At 68.5% G+C, this 15,347-nt stretch carries 12 protein-coding genes; 2 read left to right on the forward strand and 10 right to left on the reverse strand.

Translation table 11 applies throughout. From position 1 onward, the window contains the following. The first annotated feature begins 240 nt into the window (after positions 1-240). A complete protein-coding gene (locus OG884_RS01300) occupies positions 241-2,295 on the forward strand; it encodes a DNA/RNA non-specific endonuclease (RefSeq protein ID WP_326641265.1) in 2,055 nt (684 codons plus the stop codon). Positions 2,296-2,559: 264 nt separating this feature from the next. Here the strand turns inward: OG884_RS01300 and OG884_RS01305 are convergent, their stop codons facing one another. Both OG884_RS01305 and OG884_RS01310 read right to left on the reverse strand, forming a co-directional pair. Further along, entirely contained in the window at positions 2,560-3,459 is a 900-nt protein-coding gene (locus tag OG884_RS01305) for a hypothetical protein (protein WP_326641267.1), read from the reverse strand. Positions 3,460-3,478: 19 nt separating this feature from the next. Next, positions 3,479-4,228 carry a hypothetical protein gene (locus tag OG884_RS01310; RefSeq protein WP_326641269.1) on the reverse strand — a complete coding sequence of 250 codons (750 nt, stop codon included), beginning with the start codon at positions 4,226-4,228 and terminating at the stop codon, positions 3,479-3,481. Positions 4,229-4,855: 627 nt separating this feature from the next. On the opposite strand from OG884_RS01310, the gene OG884_RS01315 reads away from it, so the two are divergent. After that, positions 4,856-5,788, forward strand: coding sequence for a nitroreductase/quinone reductase family protein (locus OG884_RS01315; protein WP_326641271.1), 933 nt, complete (start codon positions 4,856-4,858; stop codon positions 5,786-5,788). Positions 5,789-6,021: 233 nt separating this feature from the next. Here OG884_RS01315 and OG884_RS01320 read toward each other — a convergent pair whose 3' ends face one another. The 8 genes from OG884_RS01320 to OG884_RS01355 all read right to left on the reverse strand — a co-directional run bounded on the left by OG884_RS01320 (position 6,022) and on the right by OG884_RS01355 (position 15,333). Then, positions 6,022-6,384: an arsenate reductase family protein gene (locus OG884_RS01320; RefSeq protein ID WP_326641273.1), complete on the reverse strand. Its 363-nt coding sequence runs from the start codon at positions 6,382-6,384 to the stop codon at positions 6,022-6,024. 164 nt (positions 6,385-6,548) lie between these two features. After that, positions 6,549-7,412 carry an SDR family oxidoreductase gene (locus OG884_RS01325; RefSeq protein WP_326641275.1) on the reverse strand — a complete coding sequence of 288 codons (864 nt, stop codon included), beginning with the start codon at positions 7,410-7,412 and terminating at the stop codon, positions 6,549-6,551. Beyond that, a complete protein-coding gene (locus OG884_RS01330) occupies positions 7,409-8,896 on the reverse strand; it encodes a carboxyl transferase domain-containing protein (protein ID WP_326641277.1) in 1,488 nt (495 codons plus the stop codon). The genes OG884_RS01325 and OG884_RS01330 overlap by 4 nt, the downstream gene beginning before the upstream one ends. Beyond that, positions 8,893-10,074, reverse strand: a complete 1,182-nt coding sequence (locus OG884_RS01335; protein WP_326641279.1) for a CaiB/BaiF CoA transferase family protein — start codon at positions 10,072-10,074, stop codon at positions 8,893-8,895. Before OG884_RS01335 ends, OG884_RS01330 begins: the two co-directional genes overlap by 4 nt. Next, positions 10,071-11,531, reverse strand: a complete 1,461-nt coding sequence (locus OG884_RS01340; protein WP_326641281.1) for an amidase — start codon at positions 11,529-11,531, stop codon at positions 10,071-10,073. The genes OG884_RS01335 and OG884_RS01340 overlap by 4 nt, the downstream gene beginning before the upstream one ends. A gap of 5 nt (positions 11,532-11,536) precedes the next feature. Beyond that, complete coding sequence (cutA, locus tag OG884_RS01345; RefSeq protein WP_326641283.1) at positions 11,537-13,939, reverse strand: aerobic carbon-monoxide dehydrogenase large subunit; 2,403 nt, start codon at positions 13,937-13,939, stop codon at positions 11,537-11,539. Between the two features lie 6 nt (positions 13,940-13,945). Continuing rightward, positions 13,946-14,464: a (2Fe-2S)-binding protein gene (locus tag OG884_RS01350; RefSeq protein ID WP_326641286.1), complete on the reverse strand. Its 519-nt coding sequence runs from the start codon at positions 14,462-14,464 to the stop codon at positions 13,946-13,948. Beyond that, entirely contained in the window at positions 14,464-15,333 is an 870-nt protein-coding gene (locus OG884_RS01355; RefSeq protein ID WP_326641288.1) for an FAD binding domain-containing protein, read from the reverse strand. The genes OG884_RS01350 and OG884_RS01355 overlap by 1 nt, the downstream gene beginning before the upstream one ends. Positions 15,334-15,347 lie beyond the last annotated feature (14 nt).

Consider the following 15,347-nt stretch of genomic DNA (forward strand, 5'->3'; position numbering starts at 1 on the left):
AGCTCCGGGAGGGGGCGCCGATTCCGGCGGCGGTCAGATAGGCGTCGTCATTGTGGGGGCCGTTCGGGCTCTGCCGCAGTAAATCCGGGGTTTACTGCGGCGTAGCAGGTTTCCGGCATACCTTGGCCAGCCCCCACAACCAGCCCATTCCTGGGAGAATTACTTGATACCGGTCGGGGAATAACGCCCCCACCAGGAAAGCGACGAGGCCGGCCGGGGGCGGCGGGATGGGGGCAGGGCATGGATTCGGTTGAAGGACCGCCCGCCGGGTTGCAGGAGGATGTGGCCGCGCGGGTAGCCGACAGGAGCGAGCAGCGCCGACGGAAGATCGCCGTGCTCGCCGAGCCGGGCGGGATCGCCCGAGCCGATGAGCCGGTGCGGGTGGCCGCCCGCATCGATCGACTCAGCCGCCACTACCGGGACATCCGCCCGATCGACCCCACAGCGATAACCGCAGCGCAACCGGCGGCCGTGACAGCGGCGGCGGCGGTGCTGGAACGGATCATCCAAACCAACGACCTGCTGCCTGTCGGCTACCTGGAAGGCGGGGCGACGGCGGCGCGGGCGGTCGGGCGCGTGGTCGTCCGGGACGCGCGCGGGCGGCTGGCCGGCTATGGCACCGGATCGCTGGTCTCCCCGGACCTGCTGCTCACCAACCAGCACGTGCTCGCTGATGCCCGCACGGCCGGCCGCAGTGGCGTCGAGTTCGACTACCAGGACGGCCTCGACGGACGGCCACTCCCGCTGCAGGGCTTCTCCCTGGATCCGGGCCGGTTCTTCTTCGCCGACCAAGAGCTGGACTTCGCGCTGGTGGCGGTGAAGGCCGGCACAGGCGAGCTGGCCCGGTTCGGGTTCAACCGGCTGGTGGCGTCCGAGGGCAAAGCCATCGTCGGCGACTTCGTCACGATCATCCAGCATCCGGGCGGGGAGAAGAAACAGGTCGCCCTGCGGGAAAACCGGATCGTCGACATCCTGGAGTTGTTCCTGCACTACCAGACCGACACCGAGCCTGGGTCCTCCGGCTCCCCAGTCTTCAACGACCAGTGGGAGATCGTGGCCTTGCACCACGCCGGCATCCCCGCCCCCGACCACGACGCGTTCGGCGGCGTCATCAACGAAGGGGTGCGGGTCAGCCGGCTGCTGGCCTTCCTACGCGGCCAGCCGTTCCCGCCGGCCCAGCAGGCCCTGGTCGACCGGTTGTTCACCGAACGCATCAGCCTCCCGCCCGCCCCACCGACTGTGACCGCTCTGACCGACCGGTCACTCACCCGAGCAATCGAGCCGGCCGAGCCGGTGGGGCGGCCGGCCGCCGGGCAGGTGCCGCTGACACTGACGCTGACGGTCCCCTTCGACATCCGACTCCGCGGCGAGCCGGCAGCCGCGGACGGGCCGGCCGCAGCTGCGCCGGAGGCGATCCGGATCGATCCGGACTATGCCGGCCGCCGCGGCTACGACCCGGACTTCCTGCCCGGCGGGCCTCGGGTGCCGCTGCCCGCCCTGCCCCCCGATCTCGTCGCGCTGGCGGCGCTCAACCGGCACGCTGGCGACGGGCAGGCGGACGGGCAGGCGCACGTGCTGAACTATCACCACTTCAGCGTGGTGATGAACCGGCAGCGGCGGCTGGCCTTCTTCACCGCGGTCAACATCGACGGCGCAACCAGCCTGCGTATCCGCCGTGACCCCGACCGCTGGATCTTCGACCCCCGCCTGCCCGACAGCGAACAGGCCGGGGAGGAGGTCTACCGCGACAACCCTCTGGACCGCGGCCACCTGGTCCGCCGCCTGGACCCGGCGTGGGGGGCCAGCAACGTGGTGGCCAAGTCCGGCAACGACGACACCTTCCACTTCACCAACTGCACCCCGCAGCACAAGGACTTCAACCAGAACCAGACCACCTGGGCCGGGTTGGAGGACTACATCCTGGACAACGCCGACACCCGTGACCTGAAAGCCACCGTCTTCACCGGCCCGGTCCTGGCCGCCGACGACGACCCCTACCGCGGCGTCCAGCTGCCCCGCCAATACTGGAAAGTCGTGGCGATGATCAAACAGAACGGTGAGCTGTCGGCCACCGGCTACCTGCTCAGCCAAGACCACCTCATCGACGGCCTGGAAACCGCCCCCGCGGAGTTCTCCTACGGCGCCTACAAGACCTACCAAGTCCCGATCCAGCGCATCGAAGACCTCACCCGGCTGTCCTTCGACACCCTCGCCGACGCCGACCCCCTGGCCCGTATGGAAGCGGCGGCCACCACAGCCCGGGAGATCACCCACCCCCGCCAACTCACCCTCTGACAACCGTCGAATCGCCGGGACCCGCCCCCAGCCCTCGGAACCCTGCCAGGCCGGATATCGCCGACCAGCGTCGACGCGGAGCACCTGGGCGAGATCGCTGATGTGACAGGAAACGGGCGTTTCCCTGTCAGGTCCAATGCTCTTGACGGCGTCTCTGACCTGGTCGTACAGGTCTCGCTCGGTGGCGCCACTGCCATTCTCACTGTGTACCTGGTGACACGCTTCTCAAGGGCAGGCCGAGACCTATCGGGTCAAGTGCTGTCCTCATTGCCCATGTGGGCATTCCGGCAATACGTTGATCAAGAAGAACTCAAGCCGCAGCGAATCGTCGGCAGGAAGGGCTATCGCTCGGGCCCACGGGCTCGTCGTCCAGCAGGCGGGGAGGAGAAAGTACCGCCGGTTCGAATGGATCAGCAGGCGCAGGCCGGTGTATCGGTAGCGGAACATCGCGTTCGGGTCCGGCAGCGTGGTCTCTGTAATCCCGGGACCCTCCAAATACAGACGTCGTGTCGCATATACCACCGTGTTCGGTAGCATGCCTGGGTCCGCCCGGTACTGGTCGGCCGCCTCCCATCCCCGCTGCTCCGCGAACTCCGTGACCGACCACAAAAGCAGGAGCAGGAGGAGCACCGCGCAGACCGTGCGCTGGACGATCTGGTCCGTGGGGGAGGTCGTTCGTTGCGGGTTGACCCTGCGGTACAGAGAAGCGCTGTAGACCAGTACGAAGACGCCGAGGCCCAGGCAGATCGGCATGACGAAGGGCGGAAGTCCCACCCAGCCGGCCATCCCCATGACGCCTACCATGGCGCCCGCGACTCCGAGCACAGCCACTATCGCAACCATCCGCATCGTGGCAGTGTGATGCCCAGCGACGGACCGGGTCAGCCATACGTGCACTGGGGGAGCGATCAGGGCCACGACCAGGACCAGCACCAGCGGTTCAATGGTCAGTGTGACGCTGCGCAGCACGTACTCCTGAAAGGGCAGGCCCAGCATGCTCGAATCCACACCGAGGCGCCCGTACATGGCGTTGGTGCGTACCGCTCCGAAATACATCATGATCGCCGTGACCAAGGTGGTCGGTGTCACGATGTGGGCGAGGACGGGCCACACGCGGGTGAAGTCCTGACCGGCCTCGCCGTCGTTACGTGCGGATGTGTTCATGGGCGGAGGCATTCCACGCCTAGCTTGGCGCCGGGCCATCGTCATCAACGTCCGGCGATACGGACTTCCTTTCATTGGGTGACTTGCTAGCGCCGCCGGTGGGGGTGGTGGTGTCGCCTGTCGGCCTGGTAGTGGAGTCCTCGGGTGGGGACGTCACTGGTGTTTTCGGCTTGCCCGACGGGGACTCGGTCATGGTGGCTGAAGGCGTGGCCGTCGTGCACTCCGGGAGAGCGGCGGGATCGGACGCCACCGCGCACGCGTCCCTGACGTAGTCGCCCAGTTTGTGTCCGAGCTCCAGGAGGCGGGCAAGGGCCTCTTGGGCCCTGTTGTACTCGCCTACGGCAGCGGCGCTGATCAGCTCTGTGTGGTAGCGAAGTTCCGACAGTAGCGAGCGCATCTCAGGAGGAAGATCGGAGAGATTCTCTTCCGCCGCGTCGATGCTTTCGAGCGCCTCGCGATAGTGTCTCATGTTCGCCTTCGCCGCCGCCGCGCAGATCTGCGCGATAGCTTTTTCGCTGTCTGTGCTGTCGTCGGCGGACGCCACCTGATCCATCTTTGTGGCCGCCGACGCGAAATCGCGGTTTTCCAGCATTGTCTGGCAGTCCAGACCCACCTTGGCCGTGGCCTCGGGAAGGTCCCCGCTGCCTTTGTCCGGGACGATCTTGCCGGCTGGCGTGATGACCGGCTGTGCCTGCGCGGGCGAGCCGCCGCCGCCGCAACCGCCCGTCAGCACCACGGCGGCCGCGAACACCGCCACCACAGCTGACAAGGTCCTCTCCACCGTTCCCTCGATCCCTTACTGGTGTCGAAGTCAGGTCATACCGCGCCAGAGTGGGTCCTACTCTCGTAGAACTCACCAATCACCATGAGCTGGTGAATCCTTGTCTGACCTCCTGCTGATCGTTGACTACGCCGCCTAGGGCCAGTACGGGGTTGAGATCATGATGTTGCGGATTGGGATCTAGATCTTCGGATTCTGCCCCTCTTCGCGGTTCGTGCTGGTAGCAGGCTGGTGTGACGCGGTCTGAAGTGACGGATGACGAGTGGATGTTGATCGAGCCGTTCCTGCCGATAGGCGAGTTCGGTCCGTTAGGGAGCTGACTCGAGATCAGGCCCAACTCCGGTCCACCGGCTCCCGGTTGCACCCGCCAACGTGACGTTGCTCGATCAGCGGGGACGGTGTTACGGTCTCACCGAGCCCCGTATGGGCCTACGCATGGAGGTAGCGGCTACTCAGCCATTGCAGAGGTCGGCACGTTCCGTCTCTCGCAGCTTGTCAATCCCTGTCCTGGGATTGCTGCGCCCATCTTCATTGCGTAGGCATGCGGGGTATTTCTGTGTCGATTTCCGGTGGCGTGGCCCTTCTTCGCGATCAATCGACACGGAAAGGCAGTGCATGAGCAAGGAACAGGCCGAGACCTGGGCGGGCTTCGACGTCAATGAGTTCCAGCGTCAGGTCATCGCCGAGTTTCGGGCGAACAACGGGAAGATGAGCGGCATGTTCGAGGGCTGGACATTGACCGTGCTGACGACCGTCGGAGCCAAGAGCGGCCTGCGACGGGAGAGCATCCTGGGGTATCTCGAATTCGACGGAAAAGGGATCGTCGTCGCGTCCTCGAATGGCGCCGACAAGCACCCCGCGTGGTACCACAACATCCGCAAGAACCCGATCGTGACGGTCGAGACGGGTGGCGACACCTATCAGGCGATCGCCGCCATCCCGCCGACCCAGGAGCGTGACAAGCTCTTCGACCGCGTGATCACCGAGGCGCCGGGGTACGCCGACTACCAGGCCAAGACGACCCGGGAGATCCCGGTCGTCGTACTGCACCGGATCGGCCCCAAGCCCGGCGAGGAGCGGGTCAAGGGCATGGGCGACTGGATCGTCGAGGTGCACGACTGGCTGCGTAAGGAGCTCGAGACGCTCCGCGCCCAGGCGGACCAGGCGATCGAGGGCGGCGTGGACACGATCGAGCGGACGTCGCCGGACCTCGCCCAGCAGATGCGCACCCACTGCCTGAACTTCTGCGGGGCGCTGAAGAAGCATCACGGCGGCGAGGACATGGCCGTGTTCCCGATGCTGGCCAAGCAGTTCCCCGCACTCGCTCCGGCACTGACGCAGCTCGGCGAGGAGCACAAGGTGGTGGCGCGGCTGCAGGACGACATCCAGCAGCTCGTCGACAGCTTCGTACCCGGTGAAAGCGACTCCGTGCAGCTGCGCACCGACCTGGAGCGGCTGGCGAACCAGCTGGAGTCCCACTTCAGGTACGAGGAGGAGACGATCGTGACGGCGCTCAACGCCACGGCCCCGGCTCCCAAATTCGGCTGATCATCCACCAGCACCCCCGGGCCGCCCCCTTCCTCGGCGCGGGGGTGTCCGCTGCGCGCCGGGCCCCGGCAGGAGCATGCCGAGGCCCGGAAATCCCGGTTCCGGTCGCCCTCGATAGCAGGCGTTGAGTTGTCCTCAAGCGGGAGTCGCCCAACCGCGAAGAGGGGCAGAATCCGAAGATCTAGATCCAAACCAGGAACATGACCTAGGTCTCAAGCATTGCTCTCCGGTGCCTACCCGGGTGGAAGCAGTGAACGGACGGCCTCCTCCGTTCGGGCGACGACGGCCGGTCCGTCGTCGGCGGTGATGATGGGCCGCTGGATGAGGATCGGATGGGCGGCCAGCGCCTGGATCCAGCGGTCACGACTCTCGGGGGTACGGGGCCAGTCGGCCAGGCCGAGCTCGGTGGCCGCGCTCTCACCCGTCCGGGTGATGTCCCAGGGTTCGAGGCCGAGCCTGGTCAGCACCTCGCGGAGTTCCCGCTCGTCGGGCGGGTCCTCCAGGTAGCGGCGGACCGTGTACTCGGCCTTCTCTGCGTCCAGGACGGACAGCGCGGAGCGGCACTTGGAACAGTCGGGATTGATCCAGATTTCCATACTGTCCTCCTTTGGGCTCGGGCGGCGGGTGAGGAAGAAGAACCCGCCCTGTGAACCGTAGTGGAACGGTTGTCCGGACCTGGTGCGTGGTGCACGAGCCCCCGGTCCTGGCACGTGTTCCACCTGGATCGACCGGCGTTCATCCGAGAAAGATCAGCTTGTTGTCAGGGCGCACCTGGGAGGTCGCGGGCGAGGACGGTGCTCAGCTCGGTGGGGGCGCGTCCCAGGAGCATGGCGAGCACCCGGGGGTTGCCCGGGAGGCCGTGGTCGTCGTAGTAGCGGAACATCGCCGCAAGGCCGTCGGCCGTGGAGTCCGGCAGCGAGGTCGCGCCGGCCCGCCACTCTTCGAGGGTCTGTTCGACCGCGACCACCGGAATGCCGAGCGCCTCGCCGAGCGTGGCACCCATCTCGCGGGTGTCCAGCAGCCGCGGCCCGCTGAGCTCATAAGTGGCGAAGTCGTGACCGCTCTCGGTCAGCACGACGGCCGCCGCCTCCGCGACATCGTGCACGTCCACCGGTGCGAACGGGGCCGAGACCGAGTACGGCACGGCGATCCGCCCGGTGTCCCGGGCCTGTTCCGCGTGCGGCAGCAGGTTCTGCGCGTACCACCCCGGCTGCAGGATCGTCCAGGTCAGGCCTGATTCGCGCAGGGTCAGCTCGGAGTTCGCCTTGCGCAGGTGGTGCGGCATCCGGGGCAGGTACGGCGCGAGGACCGAGTGCAGCACGAACCTCGGCACCCCGGCCCGCTCCGCGGCGTCGATCACCACGGCGGTGAGCGTGTCCTCGGCCGGATGCATGTTCGGCGGGATGTGGTAGACGGCGGCGACGCCGCCGAGCGCGTCGGTCAGCGACGAGAGGTCCGCGAGGTCGACCACCACTGCCCGCCCGGCGCCGGCGGCGAGCATCTGGGGTGCCTGCCGCGCGCGACGCACCAGTGCGATCACCTCGACACCTTGGCGCGACAGCGCGGCCGTGACGGCGCGGCCGGTGTATCCGGCCGCGCCGGTGAGGGCTATCACCGGAGTCACGCGCTGAGCACCTCGTTACCGAGCCGGCGGAAGCGAGCGCGGCGGTCCGCGAGCCTGGAGGCGGTCGGGACCTTGAGCAGTCCGGCGAGTTCGTCCTCGATGACCTGGCCGAGGCGCGACAGGAACTCCTGGGGGTCCCCGGAGTCCTCCCCCACGATCCGGTCGACGATGCCGTGGCGGAACATGTCCGTCGAACGGATCTCCTGTGCCGAGGCGAGTTCGGGCGCCCGGTCGACGGTGCGGTGCAGAATGGCGCTGGCACCCTCGGGAGGCAGCGGCGACAGCCAGGCGTGCTGAGCGGCGACGACGCGGTCGGCCGGCAGCAGAGCAAGTGCTCCGCCGCCTGTCCCCTGGCCCAGCAGGACGCAGAGCGTCGGTGACTCCAGGGTGATCAGAGCGTGCAGGCTCCGCGCGATCTCCCCTGCCAGGCCGCCCTCCTCCGCCTCCTTGGACAGTTCCGCTCCGGACGTATCGATGATCGTTACGAGCGGCAGGCCCAGTTCCCGGGCGAGCCGCATGCCGCGCTGCGCCATCCGTAGACCATCCGGACCCACCGGCCCGCCTTGTCGGCCAATGCTACGGTCGTGTCCGAGGACCACGCACGGTGCATCGCCGAAGCGGGCCAGGGCGAGCAGGATTCCGTCCCCTCGGGCGCCGCCCAGCCGGACCACATCCTGTCCGGCGCTCTCCAGCAGCGCGCGGACTCCGGGGCGGTCGGGCCGGCGCGATCGCGTCACGGAATCCCAGGCGGGAGTGTCCGCGATCTCCTCGTCGGCCGAGCGGTACGGCCGGTTCAGGTGCCCGGTCGGCGCGCAGAGCACGTTGAGCGCCCGATCGACCGTCTCGGCGAGGTCGGTGACCGGCAGGACCGCGTCGAGATGACCGTGCGCGAACAGGTTCTCCGCGGTCTGCACCCCCTCGGGAAACCTCTCGCCGTTGATCGCCTCGTGCACCCTCGGCCCCAGGAAGCCGACGAGCGCGCCCGGTTCGGCGACGGTGAGGTGTCCGAGCGAGCCCCAGGAGGCGAACACGCCTCCGGTGGTGGGATGCCTGAGGTAGACGAGGTAGGGCAACCGTGCGGCACGGTGCGCGGCGATGGCGTCGGTGATTTTGATCATCTGCACGAAGGCGACCGTGCCCTCCTGCATCCGGGTGCCTCCGGAAACGGGCGCGGCCAGCAGGGGCAGGCCCTCCCGGGTGGCGCGGTCGATGGCCCGGACGAGCCGCTCGGCCGTCGTAACGCCGATGGAACCGGCCAGGAAACGGAAGTCGCCGATGAGCGCGGCGACCCTGCGCCCGCGGATGGTGCCCTCGCCGACCGTCACCGCTTCGTCCAGCCCGGTGGACTCCCGGACGCGGGCGAGCGTCTCGCGATATTCGGCGTCGTTGTCGCGTCGATCACTGACCGGAATGTCCCAGGAGATCCAGCTTCCGGGGTCCAGGACCTGATCGATCAGCTCGTGCGAGGTCGGCCGCGGGGTCATGAGTCCCCTCCCCTGCCTCGCGGGTCGACTTCGTCGAGCCAGGCCCGTACCGACTCGTTGTGCTGCCCGAGCGTGGGCGGCGCCAGATGCTCGACCGGTGCCGCCCCGTCGAATCGGAGCGGTGATCCCGGGAGTGTCACCCGCCCGAGGGTGGCGTGCTCGACCTCGATCAGCAGATTCTGGGATCGGGTCTGCTCCCACTCGTAGACGCGGTCGAGGGTGCGGACCTCACCTGCCGGGATGCCGAGTTCGGCGAGCCTGGTAAGCAGGTCGTCGAGCTTCCAGGGGGCGAACGCGGCGTTGACCGCGTCGATCACGGCTTCGCGGTTCTCGACCCGCTGGGCGTTGCCGGCGAAGCCGTCCTCGCCCGCGGGCAGGCCGAACGCCGCGGCGAAGGTGTCCCACAGTCCCTCGGAGCCGACCGCCAGCTGCAGCATGCCGTCCGCGCAGCGGAACAGGCCGTAGGGGCAGATCGACGGGTGGTGGTTCCCGGTGGCGTGCGGTGTCTCACCGGCCACCGTGTACCTGGTGCCCTGGAAGGCGTGTACCCCGACGAGGGCGGCGAGCAGGCTGGTCCTGACCACGCTCCCGGTGCCGGTGCCGCTACGTTCGTGCAGCGCGGAGACCACTCCGTAGGCCCCGTACATCCCGGCGAGCAGGTCGCCGATCGGCACCCCCACCCGGGTCGGCTCGTCGGGCGAGGCGCCGGTGAGCGACATCAGGCCGGCCTCCCCCTGGGCGATCTGGTCGTAGCCGGCCCGGCCGCCTTCGGGACCGTCGTGGCCGAAGCCGGTTATCGACAGGATCACCAGCCTCGGGTTCAGCTCGCGCAGCGCGTCCATCGAGAATCCCAGGCGATCCAGCACGCCGGTGCGGAAATTCTCTATCAGCACGTCCGCCTGGCGGACCAGCCTGCTCAGCGTCTCCCTGCCGTCTTCGGACTTCAGGTCGAGGGTGATCGACTCCTTGTTCCGGTTACAACTCAGGAAATATGTTGATTCGCGAGCGTGCTCGGGGCCGACGAACGGCGGGCCCCAGCCCCGGGTGTCATCGCCGGCCCCCGGGCTCTCCACCTTGATCACACGGGCTCCGAGGTCGCCCAGCATCATCGCGGCATGCGGGCCGGCCAGCGCCCGCGACAGGTCCACGACAACGGTGCCCGCCAGCGGTCCAGTCACTTCAATACCTTTCGAGCAGAATCATGAGCTGTATCACCCGGCCGCACGGCGCCGAATCCGGTCGCCGTCTCCAGCGCACGGGCGAACCTCAGCGCGTCGAGATCGCGTCTGGGTCCGGCCACGATCTGCACGCCCACCGGCAACCCCCGCTCGGTGAAACCGGCCGGCAGGCTCACCACGGGCAACCCGGTGGCGGTGATGTAGTAGAGGTGCCGCATCCAGTCCAGGTAGGAGACCACCGGCGCGTCGCCCAGCGTCTCGGGGTGGCGGCTGTCCGCGCCGAACGGCGCGACCGGCACGCACGGCATGACGAGGATGTCATACTCCGCGAAGAAGTCCGCCATCCGCAGGTGCAGAGCGGTCCGCAGCACCTCGGCCCGGCCGAGATCCTCGCCGCTCACGGCCAGGCCCGCCCGGGTGTTGGCCGCGGTGAACTCGTCAAGCACCTCGGGGCGCTCGCGCAGCAACGTTCCGTAGCTGGTGGCGTAGTACCAGGATCGCCAGGTGAGAAACGCCTCCTCCGCACCGGTGAGGTCCGGTTCCGCCTCGACCACCTCGGCGCCGAGTCCGCAGAGCGTGCCGCCCAGCTGCTCCAGCACCGGACGGACGTCGGCGTCCACCGGCAGTCCGGCGATGCCGGGTGCCCAGGCGACCTTGAGCTTCGAGACGGCGGCGTTGAGCGGCGGGGTGAACCGGTCGCCCCGCTCCTCGATCGAGATCGCCGCCCGGGCGTCCGGTCCGGCCGTCACCGACAGCAGCAGCGCGAGGTCGTTGACGGTCCGCGCCATCGGCCCCGGCACCACATAGGGAAACCATCCCATCCGCGACGGGACCCACGGCACCCGACCCGGTGAGGGGCGCATCCCGACCACGTTGCAGAACGCCGCCGGAATCCGGAGCGATCCCGCCATGTCGGTACCGGTCGCCAGCGGCGCCATTCCGGCGGCGAGCGCCGCCGCCGAGCCTCCGCTGCTTCCCCCGGCGCTCCGAGTGGTGTCGTACGGGTTCACCGTCGTGCCGAACAGCGCGTTCCAGGTGTGGCCACCGGTGCCGAACTGCGGAGTGTTCGTCTTCCCGAGCATCACGGCTCCGGCGTCGGCCGCCCGCCGCACGATCAGCGCGTCCTGGTCAGGGACATGGTCGCGGTATGCCGCCGACCCGAAGGTGGTGCGCACCCCCGCGGTCTCGATCAGGTCCTTGTGCAGGATCGGCAGGCCGTGCAGCGGGCCGAGGTACTCGCCGCGGGCCATCCGGTCGTCGGCTCGCCTCGCCTCGGCCCGCGCGCGGTCCTCGCTGACCGAGCACACGGCGTTGATCACCGGGTTCCGTTCCGCTATCCGCGCCAGATGCGCGTCGAGCACCTCGGTCGCGGAGACCTCGCCGTACCGCAGCAGCGCCTGCAGATCGACCGCCGAGAGGTCGGTGAGTTCCGTTTCCGGGCGTCGCGGTGCCCGCACCTCGTTCACTTCCGAAGCCCGGCCTCGGCGACATACGAGTGGAGCAGGGACGGGCTCAGCGGCACCTTCCTGATCGGCGCGATCTCCAGCGGTCGCAGCGCGTCCTCGATCGCCGAGGCGATCACCTGCGCCACCGGGATGGTGCCGGCCTCGCCGACGCCCTTGATGCCGAGCGGGTTCAGCGGCGACGGCGTCTCCTGGTGGATCATCTCCATGTGCGGGATCTCGGTCGCGTAGGGGATCAGGAAGTCCATGAAACTCGCGTTGCGCAGGGCACCGTCCTCGTCGTACTCCAGCTTCTCGTAGAACGCGCCGCCCATCCCCTGGGCCACCCCACCGGCGATCTGGCCCTCGACGATCATCGGGTTGATCATGTTTCCGCAGTCGTGCACGCAGACGTAGCGGTGGATCTTGATCCCGTAGGTCGCCGGGTCGACCTCGACGATCGCACCGTGCACGCCGTAGGCCCAGGTGGCGTGCGGCGGCGAGTAGTAGTCGGTCGCCTCGATACCCGGGTGGGCCCCCTCGGCGAGCGGCGGGCCGTCACTGCGGGCCGCCGGCGCGAACTGGGTCGCGCGCTCGGCGGCCTTGTTGAAGGCGTAGCGCAGCGGGTTGCTGGCCGTCGCTATCTCGGCCAGCGTCACCCCGTCGACCCCGGCCCCCTTGACGAAGGCCCGGCCGTCGGAGAGCTCGATGTCGTCCGGGTTCGCCTCCAGCATGTTGGCCGCGGCCTCGATCAGCTGCTTCCTGGCCAGTACGGCGGCCTTGTGCACCGCGCTGCCGCTGACGACCGCGGCGCGGCTGGCGAAGGTGCCGACGCCCCAGTCGTACACCCCGGTGTCGCCCTCGACGACAATGACGTCCTCCACGGCCACGCCGAGCTGATCGGAGACGATCTGCGCGAACACAGTGGCGTGGCCCTGTCCCTGGGTGGTCAGGCCGGTGTTGACGAACACCTTTCCGGTGATCGGATGGACGCGGACGTGGCCGCCCTCGTACGGGCCGAGGCCGGTGCCCTCGACGTAGAAGGACAGGCCAAGGCCCAGGTAGCGTCCCTGTTCCAGGGCCGCCTGCTGGTCCGCCTTGAACGCGTCGACGTCGATCGCGTCCATCAGCGCCCGCAGCGCCTGCTCGTACTCTCCTGAGTCGTGCGTCACGGGCAGGCCGTCGGCGAAGATGAGGTTCGGCCGGGTGTAGGGGAACTCCTCTGGCTGGATGAAGTTGCGCCGGCGGATCTCGAACCGATCCAGCCCCAGTTCGTCGGCGAGCTGATCCATCGCCCGCTCGATCGCGAAGTTGGCCTGGGGCCGCCCGCAGCCGCGGTAGGGCGTCACCGGCACGGTGGGCGTGTAGACGCAGGAGAACTCGACCAGGATGTTGGGGATCCGGTAGGGACCGGCGATCTGACAGGAGGCCACCTGGGCGACCGCGATGCCGTAGGGGATGAACGCCCCGGTGTCGTGCAGGAACCGGTCACGCAGCCCCAGCACGATTCCGTCCCTGGTGGCCGCGAGCTCGATGTCGTGGATCTGCAGCCGCTCGTGGGTCATGTGCACGAAGTTCTCGGAGCGGTCCTCGATCCACTTCACCGGACGGCCGAACTCACGGGCCGCCAGGGGCACCAGGACCTCGTTCGCGTACGGGAAGTGAATCTTCGGGCCGAAGCCGCCCCCCACGTCGGGAGCGATGACCCGCACCGCGTGCTCGTCCAGATCGAACAGGCTGGCCAGTGCCCCGCGCAGCCCGATCGGTGCCTGGGTCCCGTCCCAGACCGTCAGCTCGCCGGACACCTCGTCCCAGCGCGCCGCGGTCGCCAGGCACTCCATCGGTGCGGCGGTGCTCCGCTCGCAGTGCACGGTGATCGACGTGATGTGGTCGGCTTTGGCGAACGCCGATGCCACGTCGCCGCTCTCCTGCACCAGGTTCGCCGCGATGTTGTTCGGGACGTCGGCGTGCACGAGCGGCGCCCCGGGCTCGGCGGCGCGTCGCAGGTCGATCTCGACGGGCAGCGTCTCGTACTCGACATCGATCAGCAGCGCGGCGTCCTCGGCGACGTAGCGGTCGACGGCGACGACGAACGCGATGGCCTGGCCGACGTAGAACACCTCGTCGCGGGCGAGCGGATACTGGGTCCGGCCGTGCGTGATGCACGGGTGCGGGATCAGCAGCGGCATCTTCATGTCGAGGCTGCCGAGGTCTTCGTGGGTGTATACCTTCAGCACGCCGGGCAGCGCCGCGGCCCTGGAGACGTCCAGGCGGGTGATCTTCGCGTGCGCGACGTTGCCGCGTGCGAACGCTCCGTGCAGCGCGCCCTCCAGCGGGATGTCGTCGACGTAGCGGCCCTTACCCCGGATTAGCCTGTCGTCCTCGTTGCGCTGTACCCGAGCGCCGAACTGGCGGGTGGACACCGGCCGTCACCCCTTCTCGTTGGTGAGTTCGGCAGCACGCCGCACCGCCGACACGATGTTCATGTAGCCGGTGCACCGGCAGACGTTGCCCGCGATGTCCTCACGAATCGAGTCGTCCTCGGCGGTCCGCAGGTCGTCTCGCTCATCGAGGAGACCGGCGACCGCCATCATGAATCCCGGGGTGCAGAACCCGCACTGCAGCGCGTGGCACTCCTTGAACGCCTGCTGCACCGGGTGCAGGCTCCCGTCCGCGTTCGCCAGTCCCTCGACGGTGCGGATGGAGCATCCGTCCACCTGGACGGCCAGCGTCAGGCACGACCTCGCCGGGGTGCCGTCGATGTGGACCGTGCAGGCGCCGCACACCCCGTGCTCGCAGCCGACATGCGTACCGGTCAGCCGGAGCCGGTGCCTCAGGAAGTCGCTCAGCAGCAGCCTGGTCGGCACCTCCTCGCTGACCGCGCGTCCGTTGACCTCGACGTTGATCTGGACGAGGGCGTTCGGCTCGAATTCAGTGGTCTCGGTCATCACGCACCATCTGTTCTGGTCATCGCCGTTGTGAGGTTTCGTTCGACGAGGCCGGCGAGTACGTGCTGCCGGTACGCCTTGCTCGTCGCGCTGTCGTCGGAAACGGTCACCGCGTCGCGGGCCAGTGCCCCCGCCTCGGCGAACAGCTCCGGCGACGGCGACTTGCCGGTCAGGAGGCGCTCGCACTCGGTCAGCAGGGCCGGTGTGGTGGCGATTCCGCAGGCGCCGAGCCGTACCCGGTCGATCCGCCGGTCGGCGCCGAGCTTGAGCGTGACGGCGACCCCGGCCACCGAGTAGTCGCCGTGCCTGCGGGCGAACTCGGCGAACGCCCAGCCCTCACCGGGCTCCAGCGCCGGTATGGCCGCCTCGACGAGCAGCTCGTCGGGCTCCATGACGGTGGTGAAGATGAACTCGAAGAAATCCTCGGCCGCGATGGTCCGGCTGCCCGACGGCCCGCAGACGGTGATCGCGCCACGCATCGTGGTCAGCAGCGTCGGCAACTCCGCGGAGGGATCGGCGTGCGCCAGGCTGCCGCCGACCGTGCCCCGGTTGCGGATCACCGGATGTGCCACGTTCAGCAGGGTCTCGCGGATCAGCGGGTTCGCCGCAGCGACCTCGTCGTTCTGCTCGACCACTCGCTGCCGAGCCATCGCACCGATCCGCACGACGCCGTCCGCCACTCGAACATAGTTGAGTTCGTCAAGTTTCCGCAGGTCGATGACGACCTCTGGATTGGCCAGCCTGAAGTTCATCGTCGGGATGAGGCTCTGTCCACCGGCAAGGATCACCGAGTCCTCGAACCTGGCCCGGATGTCGATGGCATCCCGCAACGTCGACGGCAACGCGTATCGAAAAGCGGATGGTTTCAACTGTCACTCCTACA

Source organism: Streptosporangium sp. NBC_01755 (assembly GCF_035917995.1).
Classification (GTDB): domain Bacteria; phylum Actinomycetota; class Actinomycetes; order Streptosporangiales; family Streptosporangiaceae; genus Streptosporangium.

Coding starts and splice junctions, on each gene's coding strand:
- OG884_RS01300 (WP_326641265.1), top strand. CDS start 241: ATGGATTCGGTTGAAGGACCGCCCGCCGGGTTGCAGGAGGATGTGGCC.
- OG884_RS01320 (WP_326641273.1), bottom strand. CDS start 6,384: ATGGAAATCTGGATCAATCCCGACTGTTCCAAGTGCCGCTCCGCGCTG.
- OG884_RS01315 (WP_326641271.1), top strand. CDS start 4,856: ATGAGCAAGGAACAGGCCGAGACCTGGGCGGGCTTCGACGTCAATGAG.
- OG884_RS01350 (WP_326641286.1), bottom strand. CDS start 14,464: ATGACCGAGACCACTGAATTCGAGCCGAACGCCCTCGTCCAGATCAAC.
- OG884_RS01305 (WP_326641267.1), bottom strand. CDS start 3,459: ATGAACACATCCGCACGTAACGACGGCGAGGCCGGTCAGGACTTCACC.
- OG884_RS01330 (WP_326641277.1), bottom strand. CDS start 8,896: ATGACCCCGCGGCCGACCTCGCACGAGCTGATCGATCAGGTCCTGGAC.